The organism is uncultured Aquimarina sp. (genome assembly GCF_947492115.1).
Lineage (GTDB): Bacteria > Bacteroidota > Bacteroidia > Flavobacteriales > Flavobacteriaceae > Aquimarina.
Window position 1 is genome coordinate 1 of record NZ_CANLMM010000044.1, and the last position, 638, is coordinate 638.

Below are 638 nucleotides of genomic sequence, written 5' to 3' on the forward strand. Positions count from 1 at the left end.
AACGTTGTGTGCAATTCAAGATGGAAGACTGGAAATTAAATAGAACTTATATTTGGTTAAGAGCAGCAAGTATAATTGAGCCTGAAAAAAATGTAAAATTCTTTATTGATAAAGAAGATAAATCGCTTTTTAATCTCATTCGAAAAAATAACGAGTGGAAAATGGTTTTGAATTATGAGATTGGAGTTAACTATTCGGATAAGGATATTTTCACTCTTGAAGAAAAAATTGAATCCATAAAAAAGAAGAAAAATAGCATAATTGAAATTCCAAAATTATCACAATCTCAAATTGACGAAATTGAAAAAACTAAACTTGAATATAAGTCAGGGAATAAGAATGGAATGGATATGTGGGAACACGAAAAAATAGTTTATTGGAATCCCACTGACTTTGTAACTAACTGGTTAAATGGAATTGGAATCAAAGTTGAGGACACCAAGCTGATCGGATAGTAAAAATAAAAAAAGCACACAACACGATATATGTGATCATAGCAGCAAAGTGATCAATCGAATGGTTGTTGTATTCTTGGTAAGGCGCAATGCTTGCAAAAGGTAAAAGTTAACAACCAATGCGCAGAAATATCGAAAAACAAGGTAACATTTTGCCCTGCTACGACACATATATTAAACGTT

At 31.3% G+C, this 638-nt stretch carries 1 protein-coding gene; it reads left to right on the forward strand.

Going from position 1 to position 638, the window contains the following annotated elements:
- On the forward strand, positions 1 to 455 hold a 455-nt coding region (locus Q1A73_RS24450), incomplete at its 5' end, for a hypothetical protein (protein ID WP_299611451.1).
- Between the last annotated feature and the right edge of the window lie 183 nt (positions 456 to 638).